The sequence below is a fragment of the Bacillus sp. EKM202B genome (genome assembly GCF_011066025.1).
GTDB lineage: Bacteria > Bacillota > Bacilli > Bacillales > Bacillaceae_G > Bacillus_A > Bacillus_A toyonensis.
Window position 1 is genome coordinate 62389 of sequence record NZ_JAAMNK010000002.1, and the last position, 21003, is coordinate 83391.

The window sequence follows — 21003 nt, forward strand, 5'->3', positions numbered from 1 at the left end:
TTGCTATTTAAAATACAAAAAAATTTTACTTATTTTCCGAAAAATCATTGACAATGATAATGATAACCATTATCATTTATTATGAAGCCAACAATTGATGAATCAACCAAACGCTCAGTAACATTGTTACCCCTCTTTTTCATATAGAAAGGCACTGTACATTCCCCCTGTTTGTACAGTGCCTTTCTTGTTTTATCATCGTTCAAATAAATTTAATTGCTCAGGCTTTGGCTCACCATATGTAATGTTCATCATTTTCATAAGTTGTTTCGCATTATCCGCTGCATCCCCGCCCGAATTATTATTAAATAATACGTATATGTCCTTTGTCTTCTTTTTTAGTTGCTCTAGTCGTTCTACCCATTCTTCCAATTCTTTATTGTTGTAGCGATATAAACAGCGAACCGCCCTCCAATTTTCCCCTTTATCCAGCCAGCCATGAACGTTTCGACCATGAAAGCGGATTAATGTTATATCCGAATCCGTCGCCTCTAATACGAGTGGAACCGAACCAATTCCCGCTTGCGGTTCATCACAAATTGTATGAATCCATTTTTCTTTCTCTAAAAATTGTAGCGTTTTATCTCTCATTTCTGGATAAAACCATGTTTGATTTCGAAACTCTATCGCACACGGTAAACCTTCCATTTTCTCTTTCGTATATCGAAGGAAATCTACATTTTTCTTTTTGCAATCAAACCATGGTGGATATTGAAATAAAATTATTTTTAATTTATTCGCTTCTATTAAAGGAAGAATCGATTGTTTATACACATCAAACATCTCATCAAACGTAGAAAAAGGAGTTTCTCCTTTCATATGCCCTGTCATTCCTTGATACGCTTTTACGACAAAAGAAAAGTCTGTCGGTGTTTCCATCGCCCATTTCGTATAATTTCGTGCCGGTTGCATCGCATAAAATGAACTATCCACTTCGACAATAGGAAAATGTTCACTGTATGTTCGTAATTTATTTTTATTTTCATAGGGATCTATATATAAAGAATCATGATCTCCCCACCCTGTCACTCCAATGAAAAACAATCATATTCCTCCCTTTCAGTTTTCATCTTATATTCATTCTACTGATTTCCCAATCATCTTGGACAATCAAATTCATTAAGTAACTCTTTCTTTAAGAGTATCCGTATAAAAATATGATATACTAAATGGAAGAATTTTTAAATTGAGGGGTTATTTATTTATGCTTCCAACCGATGATATTTTATCTCATGAAAAACGAATAGAAGAACTAGAAAATAAAGTACGTTTTTATGAAGAACTTGTGAATCAATTGCCGCATCATTTCACATATAAAAATCCACATATTGGTTTGCAAATAAAGAAAACAAGAACAAATCATTCCATTCAAAACATACGAAAAGAGAATAAAGAAGCTGATTTTCAACTTACTTGCGATTCATTATTTTTATTTGAACAACTTGAAAAACACTTTGTTCATATTTTTGATGCTTTTTCACATCATGTAACCTTTATTGATAATAAGGGGAATATTACATTATGTAATCAAGCTGCTGCAGATGATTTTGTTGTAATACGAAACGAAATAATTGGAAAGCCAATTCAACAATTACTTAACTTACCTGAAGAAAAAATTAAAGCTATTGAAACCTTAAAAACAGGAACCGAAATATATAATGAAGAGGTTTTAGACAAAAACTATGGCATTATTAATAATCGAATTATTCGCGATTATAATGGAGAGATTTTTAGAGTTATTAGCGTTTTTCATTATTTAAACACAGAACGTGATGCAGAGAAATTTTCATTAGCAGGACGAATTGCCGCCGGGATTGCACATGAAGTACGCAACCCACTTACAACAGTACGGGGATACTTACAGTTTTTACAAGAGAGTGTATCTCCATCCAATAAAGAATTATTTAAACACTTACTTATTCCTGAATTAGATCGTGCAAATAGTATTATTACAAAATTTTTATCTATATCGAAAACACGCGAATTTAAAAGAGAACCGTTTCCCATCAATATATTTTTACGTGAATATATTCAACAGCTACTAGCAAGTGAGGTCTTTTTGCATAACATTTCAATTGATTATAATTTTTCTAATGAATTAGATGATATTTTAGTCCATATTGATCGCCATGAACTTGTTCAAGTGTTTTTAAACCTATTTCAAAACGCCGTTGATGCTCAAGGTGAAAAACCTCTTTCTATTCAAATCACTAGTTATCGCCTAGATAACTTCGTTCGGATTACTTTCACAGATAATGGAACTGGTATTCCTCCAGCTATTCAAGAATATATCTTTGATCCATTCTTCTCAACAAAAGATTCAGGAACAGGACTGGGCCTATCAGTAACAAAGAAAATTATTCAAAATCATAACGGCACATTAAAAATGACTAGTAATCAAGCTGGTACAACTTTCACTATTTCTATTCCAACTTTATCTAAAACAAACCATGAAAGAATGAATGAATACAAATGAGGTATTCCTCCACAAACCGCATGCCAATTGTTAGATACTCTCAACAATTGACATGCTTTTTTATGTTGAACTAATCTTCTTTAATTTCTATAAATCTTTCTCCATAACTTAATTGTTTTTGCTTGGTAGGCAAACTTCTTATTTTTTTAGAAATAGTAGTTTGTCCATCACGAATTTAGTATAAATCTCATCTTAATATATAGTAACGACTATTGATTCTATGAAAGAAAGGAATGAAAAGATAAACAATATAAATAAAGGAAAAGTATTTTATGGTAATGATTGTTGCGAAGTAAGAGCTTGCAGTCATATTAATATCTCTAAGTCCGAACTGAAAGAGTTTGTTAGACTTCTTCAAGCACTTGGTCAAGCTATTCAAGCTGTCTTTCAAACCCCTTCTCAAAATAATATAGATAATCTAATTGATGCCCTAAATAATCTACAAAAGTTCCTCAATTGCTTAGATTTATCTCCGGCACAAAAACAAATCGGAAATTCTATTATCACTAATCTATTAACTATTTTAAGAACAACACCTTTCTCATGCGGAGCATTGTACGTTGAGCTACAAAGCTTGCTAAGTTATTTAAAGTAGATTGTTGTACTATCGACAAATTAGTTAAACTCATAACAGAGATCCAAACTATTCCTAGTTCAATACGGATCAGATTGCCTTGGAGGAGGTGATAGTAGGACTCAAGGGGCTTAACTGGTGTCCAAGGACCGGCGGGCGCTCAAGGTGCTACTGGTGCGACAGTCCAGCGGGTACTCCAATTCCTGTAACTATCGCGTCCATCGGAAACTCCAACGCACAAACTATATCTCCTGGAACAAACATCCAATTTAATCAAGTTTTTGAAATAAATACTATCACTTTTAATGACACTTCAGACACTTTAACAGTTTTAGAAACAGGCGTATATGATATTAATTTCTCAGCGTCTACAACTTTCCCAGGCTCTTCACCGTTTGGGTTCGGTATTTCCTTCAATGGTCAACCACCTACTCGTAATTTTTCAACTAACGTTATCAGTAGTGCTGTTTCTTTCTCTACAATCGTTACTTTACAAACTGGTACAACAATCGCTGTACAACCTACAGCAAATACTATTTCTATTCCTAACACAGGTGATACAACAGCAACACTATCTGTTTTCCGAATTTACTAATTTCACTAAATAAGCGTATTTATAATAATATGCATCATTTGACTGTAAATTAAATTTCTCTTTTTATATAGAACGGGGCACTTATTTGGGAGGATAAGTGCTCCTTCTTTACGTTTCTTTACCTCAAATTTACTCTATCTTAATCCTCATTTTGTATGATAAATAGTGAAGTCAAAGATATGAAAGAGGGATGAAAATGAGAGTTATGTCACTGATACGCATCTGGGTTGCTTTTATGGTATGCATTATTTTATGTGTAGGATTTTTTTTAACTCTAAAATATTCCACTATATCAAAAGCAGAGAGAAAAACAGTTCCATACAAGCTTTTGTATACAAAACAAAGTAACATCCCTTATTCCAATGCAGCAAATAATGAAAAAAAGGTTATAAAAGGAATGCTTATTACGAAAGCTTCTAGTTACGAAACGCTACTTCAAATTGCTGAAACGATTAAAGATCAGTATATAAATAAAGAAATTGATGAAATCACGCTTTCTATCCATAATGAAAATAATGGTAGTTATGAAGAAGAATTACCTTACGAACCTATTAGTAAAGGCAAAATCATTATCACATATGATTCTCAATCCTCTGGCAGTACGAACATTATACTAAACGAGTAATATCATTTCCCAATTGGTATGGGCTAATCATTAGCGGTGAATAAACATCCCTTAATGATTGAAGTTTCACTTTATTTTTCATACGAAAAAGAGGCGGATTTCGTTATTCGCCTCTTTCTTCTTTTACCAAAGTGATGGAATCCACTCTTTCACTTTATCAAACCACTCTTGCTGCTCTTGTTTTCTTTGTTGTTCCTGTTCTTTCCTTCTCTTCTCTTCTTCTTTTCTTCGTTTTTCCTCTTCGATTGTTTGCAATTGTTTTTTGTAGTCAGCCTCTGGTATTAGTGATAACTGGAATGCTTTTTGAGCTGGATTTGCATTTGCTTTTTTCATGATATCCCGGAACATCGTCGTCGTAATTTGACTCCCTCCTGGAACATAATGCTCGCTATCTGTTTTATCATATCCTACCCAAATCGCACCTACTAAATCTGGCGTATATCCAACAAACCATGAATCCTTTGCACCATTGCTTGGACCATTTACAATTTGAGTAGTACCTGTCTTACCCGCCGTATCAACATTATTAACTTTCGCTTTTTCACCTGTTCCCTTTTCGACAACACCTTTTAATAAATATGTCATCTTTTGAGCAATTTTTTCACTCGTCACCCGCGTCTCTTTCTTATACCATTTCCCAATCGTTTCACCTTCAGCGTTTTGAATTTCTCTAATTGCATGAGCCTCCACTTGAACACCATCATTTGCAAATGTACTATATGCTTGGGCCATTACAAATGGAGATGTACCTACATGCATTCCGCCTAAAGCAATCGGATACGTACGATCTTCTGGCACTATTGGAATACCAAATCTCTCTAAAGATTTCAATCCTTTATCTAATCCTATTTGTTCTAACAGCCAAACTGCTGAAACATTATACGACTTTGCCACCGCTTCATACATTGTCACATTACCATGGAAGGTAAGATCACTATTTTTCGGTTCGTATTCTTTAATACTAAATGGTTCATCTTTTAATATATCGTATACTTCATACCCTTGTTCTAACGCTGGTACATATACAGCAAGAGGCTTTAACGTTGAACCTGGTTGCCTTTTTAATTGAGTAGCATGGTTAAATTGTAAAAACTGATACGGCCCTCTGCCTCCAACTAAAGCTGGAACACCACCAGTTTTTGGATTCACAAGGACCACTCCTGTTTGCATGAGCTGATCTGAACCACTATCTTTAAAATAGTTATCATTATTCACAACATCTTCTACAGCCTGTTGTTTTTTCGAATCAAGCTCTGTATAAATACGATAACCACCTGCTAAAATCTCATTTTGTGTTAATTCGTACTTGTCCATTGCTTCTCTAACAATATAGTCTACATATTGAGAATATTTACCTTTGTATTTATCATCAACACCACGTTTTAATACAAGACCGGACTCTTTTTCTTTATTGTACTGTTCTTCAGAAATATACCCTTGCTCTTTCATTAAACTTAATACGACATTACGTCGTTCAATTGATTTATTAAAGTTTTTATAAGGCGAATACGCAGACGGCGCTTTAATCAAGCCCGCAATCGTTGCAGCTTCTGAAATTGATAAATCTTTTACATCTTTATCAAAATAAGATTTAGCTGCTCTTTTTATACCCCAAGCCCCTTCACCAAAATAAATTTGATTCATATACATTTCAATAATTTCATCTTTTGTATAAGTACGTTCTATTTTTTTAGTTAGAAAATATTCTTTTATTTTACGTGAGAACGTGCGGTCTTGTGTCAAAAATACATTTTTCGCAAGTTGTTGTGTAATTGTACTTCCCCCTGCTACAACTTCTCCTGCTGTAATATTTTTAAAAACCGCACTTATAATTCCACTATAGTAAATACCGTGATGGTTAAAAAACTCCTTATCTTCTACTGCAACAATTGCCTGAACCATAATGTTAGGAATATCTTTCCTTTTTACGCCTTCTGTTTTAGAAGAAGCCAATTTAGTCGCAACTTCATTGTTTGCATCATAAATTAAAGTCGGTTGCGGAACAGCTTGTTTTAATTCAGATATGTCTTGAATGGAAATTATTATATTTATAGCAATAAATAGAGTAACGAGTAAACTGCCCAATACGATTAATGAATTGCGTAGTTTCTTCCTCTTATTGAACCACTCAAGCGTTTTTTTAAAGTGAGTGTTCTTCAATTTCATTCGTTCACTTCCTTCGTTTGTTTACACTCTTCTTTTCAAAAGGAAGAATATACCTCCTTTTAAATTTAATATAATAACGTAGTCCTTCCTATAGTGTAAAGCTTTTCTTTCACATTCATACTTTTTGCAAGAAAAGGACATTCTACAAGTAAGATATTCAATATCGATTATTAATATAATTAATACAACAATGAGAGTTATGTTAAGTTTTTGTAAACTTTTCGATAAAATGTTTTAAAAAACGACAGTTTTTTGTTAGAATTGACTAGCCAATATATTTTACATATATTACTTTTGTGGGGGTAACTAATAATGGTCTTTAAATCAAAAAAAGATAAATTTTCTGAAATGTTAATGAATGTTTCTGAAAATTTAAAAGAAGGCGCGCAATTTTTCGTGGAGTATAAAATTAAAAATGCTAGCGATTTAAAAGAGTTTTCTATGCGCATGAAAGAATATGAGTCAAAAGGTGACTCATTTATTCACGAAATCATTATGGAGCTAAACAAAGCGTTTATTACTCCTATTGAACGTGAGGACATCCTACAACTTGCAATGAGTATGGATGATGTATTAGACGGATTAGATCACGGTGCTGGTCTGTTCGAAATGTATTCTATTACAGAAGCTGATGAATACATGATTAAATTCGTAGAAGCAATTAATCAATGTGCAATTGAAATTGCAAACTCTGTTGAACTACTGTCTAAAAAGAAGTTGGTCGACATTCGTACGAACGCGATTAAGATTAAGGATTACGAATCACAATGCGATGATATTCGTCGTCATGCGATTAAACACTTATTCTCTCGTGAAAAAGATCCGATTAAGATTATTCAATACAAAGAGATTTACGAAGAGCTTGAAGAAGTAGCTGATAGCTGCCAAAGCGTTGCAAACGTATTAGAAACAATTATTATGAAGAACGCGTAAGGAGTTTGATCATGGATACACTCTTGATACTGACCGTTTTAGTAGTCATTTGCGCTTTAGCTTTTGACTTTATCAATGGATTTCACGATACAGCAAACGCTATTGCAACGGCTGTTTCAACGAAAGCTCTAAAGCCTAGACATGCAATTATTATGGCAGCTATTATGAACTTTTTAGGTGCAATGACATTTACAGGTGTAGCAAAAACGATTACAAAAGATATCGTTGACCCATTTGCTTTACAAAATGGTTCTCTTGTAATTTTAGCTGCTTTACTTGCGGCGATAGCTTGGAACTTAATTACTTGGTACTACGGTATCCCAAGTAGTTCTTCGCATGCAATTATTGGCTCAATCGCAGGTGCAGCTATTGCTGCTGCTGGTATTAGTTCATTAAACCTTAAAGGATTCATTAAAATTCTTGAAGCTTTAATCATTTCACCGATTATCGCTTTTGTTATTGGTTATATCGTATACAGTATTTTTAAAGTGGTCTTTAAAAACTTTAACTTAACGAAAACGAATAAAAACTTCCGTATATTCCAGATTTTCACTGCTGCATTACAAGCTTATACACATGGTACAAATGATGCACAAAAAGCAATGGGAATCATTACGATGGCTCTTATGGCCAATAACTATCATACTTCTAGCGACATCCCGTTCTGGGTACAATTATCTTGTGCAATTGCAATGGGTCTTGGTACTTCTGTCGGTGGATGGAAAATTATTAAAACTGTCGGTGGACAAATTATGAAAATTCGTCCTGTAAATGGTGTAGCTGCTGATTTATCATCATCACTTGTTATTTTCGGTGCAACATTCATTCACTTGCCAGTTAGTACAACGCACGTTATCTCTTCTTCTATTTTAGGGGTTGGTGCTTCTCATCGTGTGAAAGGTGTAAAATGGGGAACTGCAAAACGCATGTTAATTACTTGGGTTATTACACTTCCTATTTCAGCTTCATTAGCTGCGTTATTTTACTACTTATTACACTTAATCTTTTAATCAAAAGTCGTCTTCCTTATTTTTCTAGGAAGACGACTTTTTTGTGAACAAGCCTATTTCTTATTAAAAAGCGTGTATAATAATTGATGGACAAGTTATATAGAGGAGTTGGCAATTTTGGAATACATCATGTTACTTTTCATCGGATTAATCGCCGGGACCGTCGGGAGCCTAGTTGGGCTTGGGGGCGGAATTATTATCGTTCCGTTATTAATTGGATTACACAGTTTATCACCACAACTCGCAGTAGGAACTTCTATGGTAACAGTCGTTTTTACAGGACTGGCTTCCACCCTTACGTATATGAAGCATAAACGGGTGGATTATAAAAGTGGACTTATTTTATTTATCGGGAGTGGCCCTGGTGGTATTATCGGATCATGGGCAAATAAATTTTTAAACCAAGATACATTTTCTTTATATTTTGGGATTTTCCTTATTTTCGTCTCCATTCTTCTTATGCTACGAGACAAATTAAAACCTCTTTCCTTATCAAATATGTCTGTCATTAAGCGGTCTTTTACAGATAACAAAGGAAATACTGTACACTATCAATTCCCACCGTTTCTTGCTATCTTTATCGCCTTTATAGTTGGGTTTATATCTGGATTATTTGGAATTGGTGGCGGTGCCTTACTTGTTCCAGCGATGATGCTTCTTTTTGCATTCCCAGCACACATTGCTGTGGCAACTTCGATGTTTATCGTATTTTTATCAGCAATTGTAAGTTCTGCAACTCACATCTCTCTTGGAAATGTTAGCTGGACTTATGCATTAATTCTTATTCCTGGTGCATGGATTGGCGGAAAAATCGGGGCTTATATTAATACAAAATTAAGCGGTAATGCCGTAATTAATTTATTACGTATCACATTAATAATTCTTGGAACTAGATTAATCATTACTTCACTTTTATAACGCGTTCTTTCTAGAATGCGTTTTTTTATACACATGAATATAAAAAAGCTCCTAGGAGAACAAATAAAACTAAACAAACACTTAATAGCATAAAATTTGAAATATGTACCTTCTTCAAGTTGATCACTCCTATAGCTGCGACTGTTATCTTTATGATAGCGAAAAAACAGTTCGCATGCAGTTACAAAGTGCTAACAATGCAAAATCATTTATTACAAATTTTATCCTTTTATTTCATTTCCTTGTATAATCTATCGATTCAATAAAAAAAGATGTCATATTGACATCTTTTTAGTGAAGAAGTGACCATCCCATAAAGTCTTCATGTACTTGGCACGCCCTCTTATCGTTTCGATCATATAATTCAGCATAACTATCTGTTTCTTCATCATAGGCCATCGTATAAATAATTTGGCCGTCTATTTCAACGGATAGAACGACTCCACCTTTCATCTCTTCTACATGAATGATAGCATTCGCCGGTATTCTCATATCCGTCATCTTCATCGCATCTAACAATATACTAAACCCCCTACAGCGTATTCATTGCTAGTACTATTACACACTAAATAGTATACTACTGTAATAGCATACATTTCGTCAATGAAATTGCTGTTTAAATAGCATATTGTCTTTATACATATACGCTAAAATAGAAGAACTAGAAATGTTTAAATGGGGGGCTAATATTGATTCTACACAAAGGAGATGTACTATTCCGTCAAGGCGAGGACGGTCCTTTATATTTTATAAAAACAGGTTTATTAAAAGTGGTTCGACTAGAAGAAGACGGAACACCATTTCTATTCAACATTATCGTTCCAGGTGAAACGATACCTCACCATTCTTTAATTTCGCCGAAGGAATATCACGGTACTGCTATTGCTTTAATAAAAACAGAAGTTGAACCGATTACTAGTAGCGAATGGTACGATAGACTTCAAGCAAACCCTAAATCATATGCCGACATCGCTATGCAATTACAATCGAAACTAAGAATGATGCAACAGCGGATTGACCAATTGTCAACTGTCTCTCCGAAAGAACGTCTTCATCGTTTACAAGAGTGGTTCACACTATATTTAGGTGACATTCCTATATATGAAATATTAACGCAAACTGAAATTGGTCAACTGATAGGTATACGCCGTGAAACAGTAAATCGGCTGTTAAGAGAACAAATAAAAAACGAGGTAAAATAATACCTCGTTTTTTGCTTATTCAAACTCACCCTATTGTAAGCTTGCTGCTGGACCAAAAAATTCATAATGAATATGCTCTTGTTTCACACCTAAATCAATTAGTGCAGTATTTATATGCTTCATAAATGGCACTGGACCACAGAAATAAAATTCTGCTTCAGTTGTCGGAATAATAGTTTGTAACCATTCACCTTCAATGAATCCTTCTTTATCAAAGTTTTTTATTTCCAAATCTTTTTCAGTCGGCGCAGAATAGCAAGTGTATGCTTTAACTTGTTCGTATTCATTGTCTACTGCCTTAACGTGTTCTTTCATCGCATGTGTAGTACTATTTATCGCTGCATGAACAAAATATACATTACGTTTTGAGTCTTGTTCAATTAACGTATTTAACATACTCATCATCGGTGTAATACCTACTCCACCACTAATTAGTACAACTGGTAATGTTGAATCCATATTTAATACGAAATCTCCCGCTGGTGCACTTACTGGCAGAATATCTCCTTCCCCTACATGATCATGTAAGTAATTAGATACTTTACCACCTGGTGTATCTACACCTTCTTCTTTTTTTACACTAATACGATAATATTCTTTTCCAGGAGCATCAGATAAGCTATATTGACGATTATGTGTATATGTTTCACCTTCAATATTTATTTGAATTGTTACATATTGTCCTGGGATGAATGAAGAAACTTTCCCGCCATCTTCAGGTTTTAAATAAAATGATGTAATAACGTCACTTTCTTTCACTTTTTTAACAACTACAAAGTTTCGGAAATCTTTCCATCCACCTTCTTTATGTGCAGCCTCTTCATACATCTCTGCTTCAATGCTAATGAATGCATCAGCAATGACTCCATACGCTTCTCCCCATGCATTTAAAATTTCATCAGGTGCACCTGCGACCTCTTTAATCGCTCGTAGTAAACATGTACCCACAATCGGATAATGTTCCGCTTTAATACCTAAACTTCTATGCTTATGACCAATTTGTTTTACAACTGGAATAATTGCTTCTAAATTATCAATGTACATCGCAGCTGCATAAACAGCATTTGCTAACGCTTGTTGTTGTCTTCCCTTTTTCTGATTCGTGTGGTTGAAAATATTCAATAACTCCGGATGTTCCTCAAATAAAATTTGATAAAATCTCGTTGTAATTTCAACGCCTTTTTCTTGTAATAATGGTACTGTTGATTTTACGATTTCAATTGTTTTTGCACTTAACATTGTATCCCACTCCTCTATTTCCTTAACTGTTTTTAGTTTAACTGAATTGTATTATACACATTGTGATTTTAATCACTATTAACACGGTGTTTTTGTGAAAAATATATGAACATTGCACTTACAAAAAGAAAATAAGCCAACTAGAATGCTAGCTAGCTTATTATTTGGACTGTATTGCTTGTTCAATTACCCTTATATCTTTCCCATCTCCAAATTCTGTATACCCCCAGATGTTCGTTTCGCCTCTATATTTATTTACGATAATATCTAAGTCATGGTATACACGATGGGCATAAACTACATACTCAATATTTTGAAGCTCCACACCTTTTTTTACAATTTCATAACTTCTATTTACATCACGTTTGATCTTTTCATTTTTTATTTCTGTATGTATGTTTTTTAAAGATGATTCTTGTTCTTGAAACCATTTCTTTAAATGGTTCCAGTCCCCGTCTGTATAATTCTCTGCCTTACCATAATTTAAGAAATTATTATAACTTTCATGTGTCGTACGAATAAAATCAAGCACTTTTGTCTCTTCTTGTACCGCTTCTATTTGAGCTATTGTATTTACCCCAGCGGGCTTATTCGCATAATGTAATAGCACTTTCATAAGACTATAACTCGCAATGATCATCACGATTATAATGCTGAACACACTTAGCAATTTCCTCATATACAGAACTCCTTTTCTACTATGAATATTACAATAGAGTGTTTCACTTCTATCATTCGCTCGTAGAAATACAATTCCTGTTTAAATTCTTCCTATCATTTCGACACTATTTTTCTACACATTTCGCCTTGGCAAATGCTCCTGTAAAACAATATAACCTTCATAAGCTGTATAACCAAGTATAGCTATTAATCCGATATAACAAGCGAATACTGTCCATTTCGTTTTCGCATCAACTTTATAATAGTTTTCTTTTTGTACTTTTTCTTTTTCCCATTCATTTAATTGTCTTTCCGCTACTTCAAATGCCTCCCTGATGTAAATTGTATACTCGTCTTTTTCATCCTCATATGGAACATAGTCTAGCGGCTCAAACTTCGGCAAAAGATGCTCTAACACTTCCATTCTTTGAAGTTCCCCTGTTTTTAATTCTTTTGCATGCTCTCTTTGTCTTAATACATTCATCTCATGATGCATCATGTATATAGTCCGATGCACAGCACCAGTTTCTTTTAGTTCCTCTTCAAGCTTAGCAACATATTCTTTCATTCCATCAATTCTATAACCTAATTCTTTAATCGGCTCATCTCTCTTTATTACTCTATATAGTTCCATACAGCCGATAATGAAAATAAATCCTCCCAAAATACTTTTAAAGTAAATTGAATAGCCTAGCAATAAAACAAGCCCTGCTCCCCAAATTTTCGTACTTACAACTGAAATAATCCGGCCACCATCTAGCGGTGAAACGGGAATTAAATTAAAGAAATTAATCATACTTCCAAGCAAAATAACAAGTGCCCAAAACGGCTCTTTCGTGATCATATAAAGTGGAATAGCCGGTAAAAATGAAAGTAATCCGAAAAGAGGCCCCATATAAGCAATATACGCTTCATCTTTTGCGTTTTTCGGCATCTCTTTCATTCCAATAAGAGCCCCCATAAATGGAATGAAGATTGCCGGTGATGTAGGTATCCCTTTTCTTCTTGCCGCCCATAAATGACCCATTTCATGAACAAATAACAAATAAACAAGTGCTACTCCAAATTTCCAACCATATATAACTGCGTATGCACCAAGTGATAGAAACATACTAAATACAGTTGAAAACTTTGCTAATTTAAAGATTGCGAATACCCACTTTAGCTTAGATAGTAAAAATAACCCTATTGCAACAATAATTCCCCATAATCCTTTTTTATTATTTCTCATGTCCCTCTCCTTTATCTTATTGAAATGAGCTATATGCACCCATTTCAGTTTATTCTATTCTCTATTATGACACATTTTTTTCTTTTCTTAGAAATAATGTTTATATCATCCATTTTTAGACAAAAATACAAATGAAAGGAGGTAGATACAAATGAAATTACAATCTCTCATTATAGGTGCTCTCTCTTTCTTAGCCTCAACTCTTATTTTTTATACCGTTAGCTACCTATTATTATTAGATTGGTTGCCAAATCACTTATTCATCGCTCTTATGATTCTATCCGCTCTTATGATTTCATTTCTTATTACACGAAAATCCATAAATGAGCCATCTGCAAAAGCAAAGTAATAGAGAGGGGATTCTCTCCCCTCTCTATTATCATTTCCTAGGAAAGTCCATATAGACTTTCCTATTCACTTTATCTTTGTAAATCCATTTTTTCACCATACTCTTTAACAATTTGAATGATATTTTGAAAAACGCCTATTTTTTCTTTTTTATTATTTAATATTTTCAAATCATAATTTTCATAATATGTTTCTAATGCTTTTAATTGTGATAATGAAGCATCTTTTATCGGAACAGTAACATTCAATTCATACTGTTTATACCCCTCCTTTACTTTTTCACCTGAAATCATTTCACTCTCTTTTGCTCCAATTAATTTTTGAACCTTTTCCGGGAAAATCAATTGCAAATAATATTCTTGTTCCTGTGCTAACTTGTTGTAAAGTGATTGCGAAATCGTATAACGTACCTTATAATTCATTTTTTGATCCCCTGCTTTAATATGAAACGCTGTAATCTGCAAATCTTTTTTCGTTACTTCTGTTAAAGGATCAACCTGTATCTCGTCTTCTTTTTGTTCTGGAATCTTTGGAAATATAGACAAAAGTTTTTCCGTATCTTTTTCGTTCAACATGTACATAGCCTTCTTATATTGCAGCCACCCTCGTCGATCTTCTCCTCTTAACCATGCATAATACTTTTCTTTTTTCCCATCTCTACTAATTTGTATTTCATATTCAGGTTCACCAAAGCTACCTGTTATTTCTTGTTTTTCCGCATTATTTATAATATCTATTACGGCCTTAACTTCTGACTCCTGTAACTTTTTCTCTTTATGTTTTTTTTGTATAACAGTTATCCCTATTGTTTCTTCCACTTCATTCACCGTCTCCTCTACTTGTTTCGTTTCTTTCTTTTGTTCTGCTTGACCACACGATGCTAGTAAAATCACACATAAAACCATTACATACTTCACTTTCAACTCAATCCCTCTTTTCTAATAAGAAATCCTTATAACCTTCATATAAGAAACAAAAACATGAGATCATATTAAATAAGCTATACTATACACTGAAGGGAGGATTTTACAATGTCCATTAATTTTCATGATGCAAATAATAAGTACACATATGCAACTAGAAATGCCCATGTTTCTTGGGAGGAAATGATAAAAAACATTACAGATATACAAAACAAACAAATAATTGACATAGGCTGCGGCGGTGGTATTTACACAAAAGAACTTGCTCTTATGGGAGCCAAAAATGTTGTTGGACTTGATTTTTCAAAAGAGATATTACAAGCTGCAAAAGAAAATTGTAGCGGCTTTCCAAACATTTCATTCATTCACGGTGATGCACATAGCATCCCATATCCTGATGAAACATTCGACATAGTTATTTCGCGCGCAGTTATTCATCATTTACAAGACATTCCTACATTTTTACGTGAAGCTTCTCGTATATTAAAGAAAAACGGTGTACTTATTTTACAAGATCGAACCATTGAAGATTGTACAATTCCAGGAAGCCCTGAACACATTCGCGGATATTTTTTCTCGGTATTTCCAAAACTCATTGAAATCGAATCAAAAAGAAGACCAAAAACTGCTACTATACAGCAAGAATTACAAAAGCATTCTCTTCACGTGTTCCCTTCGCAAACACAATGGGAAGTACGAAAAATACACGATTCTGTAGCAGCATTACTACAAGACTTATCCCCTCGAACCGGACGATCCATTCTATACGAATTAACAGATCATGAGCTTGCTCAACTTCTACATCATATCCAAATCGCATTACAAAACATCTCTCCTATTATTGAAAGAGATCGGTGGACAATTTGGAGCGGCAGGAAATTGTAAGGAAGGAAGCCTCACAAATGAATGTGAGGCTTCCTTCTTTCATAATCTAATTTTGCAACACTCTTGATATCCTCCACTTCTGGCCTGTGCACTCCCACACTTCGGACATACTAAATATCTAGACTGATTTGTCAACAAACTACCTTTTTGAAAGAGTAAAACTTCTGCTTGTTTAAACGAACGCGAATAATATAACCACATAAAACCAATTATAGCAATAATGCCAAATAATACTCCCATCGCAAGCATTTCAGTCACCTCTTTTGGTTTGTTCTTTCCAGCAAGTGGATTGTTTTATTATTCTCTGTAAATTCTATTAATACCTTCTTTACTCCTATAAATATCAACTTTCTCTACAAATTTTACAATTCTCTACAACTATTCACTCCCGTTTTACACTTCATCATTTCCTTCACAATAACAAATATCATCTTCGATATTTCCGCATATAAATATATCTTCCAAAAAACATATTGACTTTCAAAAAAAAACATGCAAAAATACTGTCAGAATACTTGAACTAAAATTCATTGACGAGAACGAGTACGTTATAAGACTGTTCCCCAGAGAGTTGGCGATTTGCTGAAAGCCAACGTTCAGTGCGTAGCCGAAAATCATCTCCGAGAAGTAGAACCGAATGTTACAGTAAGTTCTTACCGGCTGTCCCCCGTTACAAGGAACACGTATCATGTTGTACGTTGCAAAGCCGTATACATATAGATTTATTTCTACATGTATAAATTAGGGTGGTATCGCGGGTAAATATAACTCGTCCCTTTCTTTAGGGGCGAGTTTTTTGTGTTCTTACAAATGAATTTTAAAAAAGGAGGAAAAAAACAATGAACACTGTATCAAAAAAACATATTTTTTTCACAGGTCTTATGCTATTTTCTTTATTTTTTGGGGCAGGTAATTTAATTTTCCCTCCCATGCTTGGACAAAATGCAGGTGAAAACTTTTGGCCTGCAATGATTGGATTTTTACTAACAGGAGTCGGCTTACCTTTATTAACTGTTATTGCAATTTCTTTATCAGGAAACGGTATGCAACAACTTGCAAGTCATGTTCACCCATTATTCGGAATTTTCTTTACCGTAGTTGTATATATTGCAATCGGTCCATCTATGGGGATTCCGCGCGTCGCTAACGTCGCCTACGAAATGGGTGTTAGTTCTTTCTTACCAGAAACAATTCGCTCTAGTAGCCTAACGTTATTTTTATACACAGTCATCTTCTTTGCTATCGTATTTTGGCTTAGTTTAAATCCATCTAAACTTGTTGACCGTATCGGAAATATATTAACACCTATTTTATTACTCTCTATTTTCTTATTGTTTGTTAAAAGTGTATTTACACCACTTGGGCAATCCGGACAAGCAATGCAAGAATATCAAACTTCCCCAATCTTCAAAGGTTTTATGGAAGGATATTTAACGATGGATACTATTTCAGCACTTGCATTTGGGATTATCGTTGTAAATGCCATTCGCTCTAAAGGTGTGAATGATCGTAAAACCATTGCCATTGCAACAGCAAAAGCAGGATTTATTGCTGCTACCGGACTCGTACTTGTATATGGCGCACTTGGCTGGCTCGGTGCGACTAGCGTCTCTCTCGGATACGCAAAAAATGGTGGACAGCTACTTACTGTTATCGTACAACAACTATTCGGTCCATATGGTCTTCTTCTATTGTCTCTTATCGTTACACTCGCTTGCTTAACGACATGCGTTGGACTCGTATCTGCATGCAGTCAATATTTCGCAACATTATTGACTACATTCTCATATAAAGCATTCGCGAGTATCATTTGCGCATTAGGGTTACTAGTTGCTAACTTAGGTTTAACAAAAATTATCGCCATCTCTGTTCCAATTCTACTTGTTGTATATCCAATTGCGATTGTACTCGTTCTCCTATCTTTACTACATAAATATTTCGGCGGTTATCGATCTGTTTATGTAGGTGCTTTATTCGGGGCAGCAGTTGTGAGCGTATTTGACGGATTAAAACAAGGCGGTATTCCAGTTTCATTTATCACACCCTATTTTGAATTTATCCCTTTATATAATGAAGGAATAGGCTGGCTAGTACCAGCATTAGCCGGAGCTCTTATCGGCCTTACTATCGCTAAGCTAAGCGGTGCGAAAAAAGTTCCCCTACTAACCGAATCCAGCGAAGCAAAAGCATCCTAAAAAAACTCCCGAAAGGGAGTTTTTTTACATTTGATAAGCAGTATGATTAAAACTGCTTATTTTATACGCTTTCGTATAATATTCAATATTTGTATCAACTGTCTCTACTTTGACAACATCATAGCAATCTTCTTGCTTTACTAAAAATAAATAATACTCTTCTGTCGCCTCAATAATTGCAATTTTATCTGTTTCAACATTATATTGTTCACAAAGCGCTTGTAATGCGTTCACATAGTCCCCTAATTTTTTAGACTTATCCATTCCGAATATAGTTTGAACTAACATATACATTCTCCCCTCTGTATGTACTGTTAACAGCTTAATGATAACGCTTACATTATTTATCGTCAATAAAAAGATGCAACGATTTTACTGCCAAATCCAAATTGATGCAAGCTAATAATCAGCGAGGAATCTCCCCCGCTGATTAAAATTTCACTTTCCCCCGCATTAACGGGCAGTAAGACTCCCCCTCAAAATCCAGCGAATACGAGGAAGGTAAGCGGGAGATAACTGCCCGTAAAAGCCCGATTGGTGAAGGCTAATAATCAGTAGGAATAACCCCCCACTGATTAAAGTTTCACTTTATCATTTCGTTAATTGATGTCTAAATGCATAAATAACCGCCTGTGTACGATCACTTACATTTAGCTTATTTAATATGTTACTCACATGTGTCTTTACTGTTTTGAGGGCAATAAATAACTCATCTGCAATCTCTTGATTACTTTTCCCCTCTGCAATTAATAACAAAATTTCAGACTCTCTTTCTGTTAACTCCTCATGTAAAGGTTGTTCTTTTTTCTGGCGCATACGAGACATCATTTTGCCAGTAACTTTCGGCTCTAATACCGTTTCTCCATCATAAGTAGCTCTTACAGCGTCTGCAATATCACTTGCTCGGGATGTTTTTAATAAATAACTTGTCGCTCCTGCCTCGATAACAGGATATAGCTTTTCATCATCTAAAAAGCTCGTTACAACTACAATTTTCGCTTCTGGCCATTCTTGAATAATAGCACGTGTCGCTTCAACCCCGTCCATTTCATCCATAACAAGATCCATTAAAATAATATCTGGTCTTAATTGCAACGCTAGCTCTGAACCTTTTCTTCCATTTTCAGCTTCACCAACTACTTCAATATCTGGCTGCGTTGATAAATATGCTGATACTCCCATTCGAACCATTTCATGATCATCAACTAGTAATACTTTTATCATGATTCTCCCCCTTTCTCAATCATAATTGGCACTTTCACTTCAATTTGCGTACCTTTTGCCGGAAAGCTAAGTACTTTTAATGTTCCACCAATTTCATGAACACGCTCTTGCATTGATCGTAAACCGTATGAACCCGCTTTATTCACTCCCACTTCAAAGCCAACACCGTCATCAATAATTTTTAAAATCGCATATTGATCTATTTTACGAAGACGTACTTCCGTTTTCTTTGCCTTCGCATGTCGTAACGTGTTTGATAGAGCTTCTTGTACAATACGGAATAAATGATCTTCTACACCTTTTTTTAATTCAATTGGCTCAATTAACCATTCAATTTTCATATGTTGCTTTCTAGACAGTTCTGTTAATAATTCTTCTATACCCTCTGTTAACTTCTTACCTTCTAACTGTACTGGGCGTAGATGTAAGAGCAATGCTCTCATTTCTGATTGTGCATTTACGACCATATTTTCAACAAGTTGTAATTGTTTTTTTGTCGTGTCTGGAATTTCAGCTACTTGTTCATTAATGGCTGACATCATCATCGACATTGCAAAAAGCTGCTGACTTACTGAATCATGCAGTTCCCTTGCTAATCTATGCCTTTCTTGAGAAATCGCCTCTTGCCTCATCTCTTCATTCCAATGGGCTCGTTCATTCGTTACTTTTTGAAATAATCCCGCTTGCTCCTCTAATCGACGAGCAAGGCCGATTACTTTTCGTTCCACTTCATGGAATTCATCATCCGCAGTAAATGAAACATCGTTCGGAAAATTCCCTCGTTCTACTTCAAATAGAAACGTATTTAATCCTTGTATACGCTGCTCAATATAATAGCCGATTGCATATCCTATAATCCCCCCGATAAGGAGACTTGTGCTCATAATAAACAAGCCAATTGGAACAGAAGCGATGGATTCTTCCCATAATAAATCATAAACTTGTTGCTCGCTTTTCCATACATACACAATTGTACAAATAAGTGCGATACTCACTGAGGATAACATCGAATAACGAATATACATCCACGAAATATTTTTTTGTTTTTTCATTATACTTTCCTCACTTCCGTATCACCTACTACAAGTGAAGAAATGATTTTTATACGACGAGGAGCTTCTTTATACTGTTCTGTTCTAAATGTAACATTACGATTAAAACCTGTTTCTTCATGCCCTGGCAGGAGTACTCGCCCAACAATTACAGAATGATTTAAAGACAATTCAATATCATACGGTACATATAAACGAATGTTACCAACGACACCTCGAATAACAATTACCGTTTCTCCCTCCGGAATCATAGCAGTTGTTAAATCAATCTCGACATCACAAGCACCATATTGGACGTTAATATCTTCAAGTTCATAAATATGATCCATCATTCGTACATTGCCTACGAACATATTTTTTATATACGGTTCTGTACGATATATTTGTTTTTCTTCATCTATATATCCCTTTTCTTTAATTTCAACTTTCATTACTTTTTGCTGATGTCCTTGTTGAATCAGTTGATAACCAATTAAAGCTAAACAAGCAAATACGACAAGTACAAACGCTGCTGATGAAAATAAGAAGAATAAGAATACTATACCACCGACAAATAAAAATACATTCCCTCTTACGTAACGATTCTTCTTTCGATAATGTCTTCCAAACATAAGCATAATAAATGCAAAAATTAGACCACCTGGTTCAAAATGTCCAAGTATCATATCAAGAAATAGACCGAATCCAAATATGATGAGGAGCATCCCCATTAATTGTGTTTTTGAAAAGCGCTTCTTCATTTCAGCT

At 34.6% G+C, this 21003-nt stretch carries 23 protein-coding genes and 1 other annotated feature; of the genes, 11 read left to right on the plus strand and 12 right to left on the minus strand.

Annotated elements, in window-relative coordinates; all coding sequences use genetic code 11:
• Nucleotides 1-195 precede the first annotated feature (195 nt).
• Nucleotides 196-1044, minus strand: coding sequence for a DUF72 domain-containing protein (locus tag G9F74_RS03545; RefSeq protein ID WP_000465099.1), 849 nt, complete (start codon nucleotides 1042-1044; stop codon nucleotides 196-198).
• Nucleotides 1045-1204: 160 nt separating this feature from the next.
• Here G9F74_RS03545 and G9F74_RS03550 point away from each other — a divergent pair, with 160 nt between their 5' ends.
• From G9F74_RS03550 to G9F74_RS03560, 4 genes are all read left to right on the plus strand, one after another.
• The gene (locus G9F74_RS03550) at nucleotides 1205-2476 is read left to right on the plus strand and encodes an ATP-binding protein (protein WP_000938020.1); all 1272 of its coding nucleotides are present in this window, start codon (nucleotides 1205-1207) and stop codon (nucleotides 2474-2476) included.
• Nucleotides 2477-2696: 220 nt separating this feature from the next.
• Nucleotides 2697-3071: a collagen-like repeat preface domain-containing protein gene (locus G9F74_RS30510; RefSeq protein ID WP_002047645.1), complete on the plus strand. Its 375-nt coding sequence runs from the start codon at nucleotides 2697-2699 to the stop codon at nucleotides 3069-3071.
• Nucleotides 3072-3159: 88 nt separating this feature from the next.
• A complete protein-coding gene (locus G9F74_RS30515; protein WP_370114585.1) occupies nucleotides 3160-3645 on the plus strand; it encodes a Gly-Xaa-Xaa repeat protein in 486 nt (161 codons plus the stop codon).
• 196 nt (nucleotides 3646-3841) lie between these two features.
• Nucleotides 3842-4270, plus strand: a complete 429-nt coding sequence (locus G9F74_RS03560; protein ID WP_001265580.1) for a hypothetical protein — start codon at nucleotides 3842-3844, stop codon at nucleotides 4268-4270.
• Nucleotides 4271-4393: 123 nt separating this feature from the next.
• Here G9F74_RS03560 and G9F74_RS03565 read toward each other — a convergent pair whose 3' ends face one another.
• A complete protein-coding gene (locus tag G9F74_RS03565; RefSeq protein ID WP_000769258.1) occupies nucleotides 4394-6436 on the minus strand; it encodes a transglycosylase domain-containing protein in 2043 nt (680 codons plus the stop codon).
• A gap of 312 nt (nucleotides 6437-6748) precedes the next feature.
• On the opposite strand from G9F74_RS03565, the gene G9F74_RS03570 reads away from it, so the two are divergent.
• From G9F74_RS03570 to G9F74_RS03580, 3 genes are all read left to right on the plus strand, one after another.
• A complete protein-coding gene (locus G9F74_RS03570) occupies nucleotides 6749-7369 on the plus strand; it encodes a DUF47 domain-containing protein (protein ID WP_000231444.1) in 621 nt (206 codons plus the stop codon).
• Nucleotides 7370-7380: 11 nt separating this feature from the next.
• Complete coding sequence (locus G9F74_RS03575; RefSeq protein WP_000380277.1) at nucleotides 7381-8379, plus strand: inorganic phosphate transporter; 999 nt, start codon at nucleotides 7381-7383, stop codon at nucleotides 8377-8379.
• Between the two features lie 117 nt (nucleotides 8380-8496).
• Nucleotides 8497-9297, plus strand: coding sequence for a sulfite exporter TauE/SafE family protein (locus G9F74_RS03580; RefSeq protein WP_000455752.1), 801 nt, complete (start codon nucleotides 8497-8499; stop codon nucleotides 9295-9297).
• A 291-nt stretch (nucleotides 9298-9588) separates the two neighbouring features.
• On the opposite strand, the gene G9F74_RS03585 is transcribed toward G9F74_RS03580, so the two are convergent.
• Nucleotides 9589-9816: a hypothetical protein gene (locus G9F74_RS03585; RefSeq protein WP_000883004.1), complete on the minus strand. Its 228-nt coding sequence runs from the start codon at nucleotides 9814-9816 to the stop codon at nucleotides 9589-9591.
• Nucleotides 9817-9986: 170 nt separating this feature from the next.
• Here G9F74_RS03585 and G9F74_RS03590 point away from each other — a divergent pair, with 170 nt between their 5' ends.
• Nucleotides 9987-10499, plus strand: a complete 513-nt coding sequence (locus G9F74_RS03590) for a Crp/Fnr family transcriptional regulator (RefSeq protein WP_000600584.1) — start codon at nucleotides 9987-9989, stop codon at nucleotides 10497-10499.
• 30 nt (nucleotides 10500-10529) lie between these two features.
• Here G9F74_RS03590 and hmpA read toward each other — a convergent pair whose 3' ends face one another.
• From hmpA to G9F74_RS03605, 3 genes are all read right to left on the minus strand, one after another.
• Entirely contained in the window at nucleotides 10530-11738 is a 1209-nt protein-coding gene (hmpA, locus tag G9F74_RS03595) for an NO-inducible flavohemoprotein (RefSeq protein ID WP_000947322.1), read from the minus strand.
• Between the two features lie 160 nt (nucleotides 11739-11898).
• Nucleotides 11899-12417, minus strand: a complete 519-nt coding sequence (locus tag G9F74_RS03600; protein WP_001228785.1) for a hypothetical protein — start codon at nucleotides 12415-12417, stop codon at nucleotides 11899-11901.
• 114 nt (nucleotides 12418-12531) lie between these two features.
• Entirely contained in the window at nucleotides 12532-13629 is a 1098-nt protein-coding gene (locus G9F74_RS03605; protein WP_016108078.1) for a site-2 protease family protein, read from the minus strand.
• 151 nt (nucleotides 13630-13780) lie between these two features.
• Here G9F74_RS03605 and G9F74_RS03610 point away from each other — a divergent pair, with 151 nt between their 5' ends.
• A complete protein-coding gene (locus G9F74_RS03610; protein ID WP_000776284.1) occupies nucleotides 13781-13978 on the plus strand; it encodes a hypothetical protein in 198 nt (65 codons plus the stop codon).
• 70 nt (nucleotides 13979-14048) lie between these two features.
• Here the strand turns inward: G9F74_RS03610 and G9F74_RS03615 are convergent, their stop codons facing one another.
• Nucleotides 14049-14900 carry a YhfM domain-containing protein gene (locus G9F74_RS03615; RefSeq protein ID WP_000865656.1) on the minus strand — a complete coding sequence of 284 codons (852 nt, stop codon included), beginning with the start codon at nucleotides 14898-14900 and terminating at the stop codon, nucleotides 14049-14051.
• Between the two features lie 108 nt (nucleotides 14901-15008).
• Here G9F74_RS03615 and G9F74_RS03620 point away from each other — a divergent pair, with 108 nt between their 5' ends.
• On the plus strand, nucleotides 15009-15785 hold the full coding sequence (locus tag G9F74_RS03620; RefSeq protein ID WP_000026266.1) for a class I SAM-dependent methyltransferase: 777 nt from the start codon (nucleotides 15009-15011) through the stop codon (nucleotides 15783-15785).
• Nucleotides 15786-15824: 39 nt separating this feature from the next.
• On the opposite strand, the gene G9F74_RS03625 is transcribed toward G9F74_RS03620, so the two are convergent.
• Complete coding sequence (locus G9F74_RS03625) at nucleotides 15825-16034, minus strand: hypothetical protein (RefSeq protein ID WP_000880630.1); 210 nt, start codon at nucleotides 16032-16034, stop codon at nucleotides 15825-15827.
• A 272-nt stretch (nucleotides 16035-16306) separates the two neighbouring features.
• Nucleotides 16307-16565, plus strand: a binding site (T-box leader).
• A gap of 59 nt (nucleotides 16566-16624) precedes the next feature.
• On the opposite strand from G9F74_RS03625, the gene brnQ3 reads away from it, so the two are divergent.
• Nucleotides 16625-17980, plus strand: coding sequence for a branched-chain amino acid transport system II carrier protein BrnQ3 (gene brnQ3, locus G9F74_RS03630; protein WP_001099155.1), 1356 nt, complete (start codon nucleotides 16625-16627; stop codon nucleotides 17978-17980).
• Nucleotides 17981-18004: 24 nt separating this feature from the next.
• Here the strand turns inward: brnQ3 and G9F74_RS03635 are convergent, their stop codons facing one another.
• The 4 genes from G9F74_RS03635 to liaF form a co-directional block, all read right to left on the minus strand.
• Nucleotides 18005-18343 carry a DUF3922 domain-containing protein gene (locus G9F74_RS03635; RefSeq protein WP_131202359.1) on the minus strand — a complete coding sequence of 113 codons (339 nt, stop codon included), beginning with the start codon at nucleotides 18341-18343 and terminating at the stop codon, nucleotides 18005-18007.
• 228 nt (nucleotides 18344-18571) lie between these two features.
• Complete coding sequence (locus tag G9F74_RS03640; protein ID WP_000598709.1) at nucleotides 18572-19204, minus strand: response regulator; 633 nt, start codon at nucleotides 19202-19204, stop codon at nucleotides 18572-18574.
• Entirely contained in the window at nucleotides 19201-20256 is a 1056-nt protein-coding gene (locus G9F74_RS03645; RefSeq protein ID WP_000744314.1) for a sensor histidine kinase, read from the minus strand. Before G9F74_RS03645 ends, G9F74_RS03640 begins: the two co-directional genes overlap by 4 nt.
• Nucleotides 20256-20996: a cell wall-active antibiotics response protein LiaF gene (liaF, locus tag G9F74_RS03650; protein ID WP_000745642.1), complete on the minus strand. Its 741-nt coding sequence runs from the start codon at nucleotides 20994-20996 to the stop codon at nucleotides 20256-20258. The genes G9F74_RS03645 and liaF overlap by 1 nt, the downstream gene beginning before the upstream one ends.
• Between the last annotated feature and the right edge of the window lie 7 nt (nucleotides 20997-21003).